The organism is Actinosynnema sp. NPDC020468 (assembly GCF_040642015.1).
Taxonomy (GTDB): domain Bacteria; phylum Actinomycetota; class Actinomycetes; order Mycobacteriales; family Pseudonocardiaceae; genus Actinosynnema.
The window spans coordinates 1-3134 of record NZ_JBFAEO010000107.1 but is presented as its reverse complement, the minus strand read 5'-3'; the positions used below and the strand labels follow the sequence as shown (position 1 = coordinate 3134).

The 3134-nt window shown below is 71.9% G+C and carries 4 protein-coding genes and 1 pseudogene; 2 read left to right on the top strand and 3 right to left on the bottom strand.

Going from position 1 to position 3134, the window contains the following annotated elements; all coding sequences use genetic code 11:
* Nucleotides 1-40: 40 nt before the first annotated feature.
* From AB0G50_RS35820 to AB0G50_RS35810, 3 genes are all read right to left on the bottom strand, one after another.
* Complete coding sequence (locus AB0G50_RS35820) at nt 41-385, bottom strand: RNA polymerase-binding protein RbpA (RefSeq protein ID WP_360118549.1); 345 nt, start codon at nt 383-385, stop codon at nt 41-43.
* 464 nt (nt 386-849) lie between these two features.
* Nucleotides 850-1326: an NUDIX domain-containing protein gene (locus AB0G50_RS35815; protein ID WP_360118546.1), complete on the bottom strand. Its 477-nt coding sequence runs from the start codon at nt 1324-1326 to the stop codon at nt 850-852.
* A gap of 12 nt (nt 1327-1338) precedes the next feature.
* Nucleotides 1339-2043 carry a thymidine kinase gene (locus AB0G50_RS35810; RefSeq protein ID WP_360118543.1) on the bottom strand — a complete coding sequence of 235 codons (705 nt, stop codon included), beginning with the start codon at nt 2041-2043 and terminating at the stop codon, nt 1339-1341.
* A gap of 205 nt (nt 2044-2248) precedes the next feature.
* On the opposite strand from AB0G50_RS35810, the gene AB0G50_RS35805 reads away from it, so the two are divergent.
* Nucleotides 2249-2560 (top strand): PadR family transcriptional regulator, encoded by a 312-nt coding sequence (locus AB0G50_RS35805; protein ID WP_360118552.1) that lies wholly within the window; start codon nt 2249-2251, stop codon nt 2558-2560.
* A pseudogene (locus AB0G50_RS35800) lies at nt 2557-3134 on the top strand (hypothetical protein); the annotation flags it as partial. The gene AB0G50_RS35805 and the pseudogene AB0G50_RS35800, both read left to right, overlap by 4 nt.

The following is a 3134-nucleotide window of genomic DNA, read 5'->3' as shown; positions in this document are numbered from 1 at the left end:
GGTCGTGGTCCACGACCGGGCCGCCTCGTCGTCGGTGCGGTCAGGCGGTGCGGGTGCGCCTGCCCTTCAGCTCCTCGAGCCGCTCGTCGAGCAGCTCCTCCAGCTCGGTGATGGTGCGCCGCTCCAACAGCATGTCCCAGTGCGTGCGGGGCGGCTTGACCTTCTTGGTCTCCGGCTCGACGCCGTCGATGATCTTCGATTCCTGACCGTGGAGTCGACACTCCCAGGTGTGCGGGATCTCGGCGTCGTCGGAGAACGGGACCTCGAAGTCGTGTCCCTTGGGGCAGGCGTACCGCACCGACCGGCGCGGGGCGAGGTCGTGATTGCGGTCGGTCTCGTAGCTGACTGCTCCGAGCCGGCTACCCCGTAGTACGCGGTCGGCCATGGCGGTGTCCTTTCGCTCGGCTCAGGGCCGGGGCCCAGGCTTGGTGCTCACCGAGTGCAACGACCGGACTGCTCCGTTCGTTCCCGGCTTTCGCGGTCACGGTCGCCCACAGTGACGTCATTCACCCGTCAACGAAGGCGTCCTCCTAAGGGATGCAATCGCGGCGGGATCGTGACGCGTTATCAAGCTGTCGGGACTGTTCCTCACACGGATGGAGCAGTACCGGCAGAAACTGTACGGCTGCGACAGCTTAGACCGAACACGGAGGGCGACGTGACACCGGGCTTAACGCAACAGTAGTGACGGCCGTCATGCTTGTGGTCACCCACCGTGAAATCCGGGGTGGCCGAACGATTGGTCACGCTGTGTGTCCATTCGGTAGTGTCCGGTCGCGGCAACCCAGGGGTCACCCGGACGGACCGCACCCAAACGCCCGCGCGCGCGTTCCGGCGGTCTCGAAGATTTCAGTGCCCACCATCGGCGAGGTGCCCGACCAGCCGGTCCAGGAACGGCCGCTGCCCTTTGACGATCTTCACCCCGGCCTCGACCAGCGGAAACCACGCGACCCGGTCGACCTCGGGGAACTCGCGCAGGGTCCCGGACCGCGGCGGCCACTCCAGCTCGAAAGTTCCCGGAACCACCCGTTCGGGGTCCAGGTCGGCCGCCAGCGCCCACACCCGGACGATCTTGCCTCCGGATTGCCGCACCTCGCCCAGGTCCGCCAGGTCGCCGTCGGGGACGGGCAGGCCCAGTTCCTCGGCGAACTCGCGACGCGCGGTGACCACCGGGTCCTCGTCGCCCTCGGCCTCGCCCTTCGGGATGGACCAGGCGCCTTCGTCCTTGCGGGCCCAGAAGGGTCCGCCCATGTGGCCCAGCAGCACCTGCGTGCCGCCGTCGTGGTCGCGGTGGAGGAGGATGCCGCTGCTGTGCCTGACCGTCACCGCGCCAGTGTGTCAGGTCAGGCTCAGCTGCCCGTCGCGCGCGGCGTCGGGTCCCAGGTCGCCGGTGCGGTAGTGCCGCCGGCACAGCACCTGGTAGCGGACCTCGTCGGCGGTGCGCGCGGTGTCGGCGACCAGGACGGTGTCGCCGGCGCGGACCACCTCGCCGTCGTGGACCCGGGCGTTGAACCGGCCGGGGAGCCCGCACCAGCACAGCACCTCGACCTGGATGGCGTTGAGCTCGTCGGCCAGCTCGAACAGCCGGGCCGCGCCGGGGAACAGGGTGCTGCGGAAGTCGGTGGCCAGGCCGAAGCAGTAGACGTCCAGGCGGGCGTCGTCGGCGAGTTCGGCGAGCTGGTCGACCTGGGCGGGGGAGAGGAACTGGGCCTCGTCCACGATCACGTAGTCGACCCGCTCGCCGCGGGCCCAGCGGGCGCGGACCAGGTCGCGCACGTCCACGTCCTCGTGGACCTCCTGCGCGCGACGGGCCAGGCCCATGCGGCTGGAGATGGTGGGCGTGCCGGAGCGGTCGTGGCGGACCAGCAGGAGGCCGGCGCGGCCCTGCCTGGCCTGGTTGTGGTCGATCTGGAGGGCGAGGGTGGACTTGCCGCAGTCCATGGGCCCGAAGAAGTAGCGCAGCCTGCCTCCGGGTGAGGCTCCCGCCGCCGGCACGGGCGACAGGGCGTCGGTGGGGTCGAGGCGCGGGTTCGTCGGTTCCACGGCGCGCCACCCTATGCGAAGCCGATCACCGTCGGCGACGGGCCGCCTCCACCGTCGGGTCAATATTCCTGATTCCTTCAGTGTCGACCAAAAATAATCACCACCCCGTCCGGTCATCTCCCCGAACCACCCGGAAGGACGCCTCGACCAACATCATGCTGGACCGCATATACCGCTTTGCGATATAACTCGGGGCATGAGGGGCATGTCGGAGCAGGCGTTCCTGGTGCTGACCGCGTTGGCCGGGCAGCCCAGGCACGGGTACGCGATCGTCCGCGCGGTCGAGGAGTTGTCGGAGGGCCGGACCGTGCTGCGGGTCGGCACCCTCTACGGGGTGCTGGACCGGCTGGTCGTGGAGGGGCTCGCGGAACGGGAGCGCGAGGAGGTCCACCAGGGGCGGTTGCGCCGCTACTACCGGCTGACCGACGCGGGCGTGCGGGCGCTGTCGGCCGAGGTGGCCCGGTTGTCGTCGAACGTGCGCGCCGCGTCGGCGGTGCTGAGGGCGAGGGGCGTGTGAGCACCCTGGAACGCCGCTACCGGCTGCTGCTGAGGCTGTTGCCCGCCTGGTACCGGCGGGAGCGCGAGGAGGAGATGGTCGCGCTGTTCCTCGAGGACCGCGGCCGCGGCGACGGGCCCGACGACCTGGACCTGGAGTACGGCCGGCCGGGCTGGGGCGAGGCGGGCGCGACGGCGGCGCTGGCGGTGCGGACCCGGTTCGCGGCCGACCGCGCGACCGGCCACGCGGCCAGGCTGGTCGGCATGGCGGGCCTGCTGGGTCACCTGGTGCTCGCCGCGCAGGGCCTGGCGGCCGCGGCCCGGCTGGGGGAGGGGTGGGCCGCGCCGTGGCTCGACGCGCTCGCCCTGGTGGCGTTCGCGGCGCTGCCGCTGGGCCGGTTCGCGGTGGGCCGCGCGGCGGCGTGGGTGTCCTGCGCGGTGGTGGCGGCCGCCGCGGTTCAGGGTCCGCCCGCGATGGCGGTGCTGTTCGGGGTGCCGGCGCTGGTCACGGCGGTCGCCGTGGGCGTGGGCTTCCACCGGGAGGCCCCGCCACCCCCCCGGGCGGGGTGGTGCCGGGCCGGGGCGCTCGGGGTGGC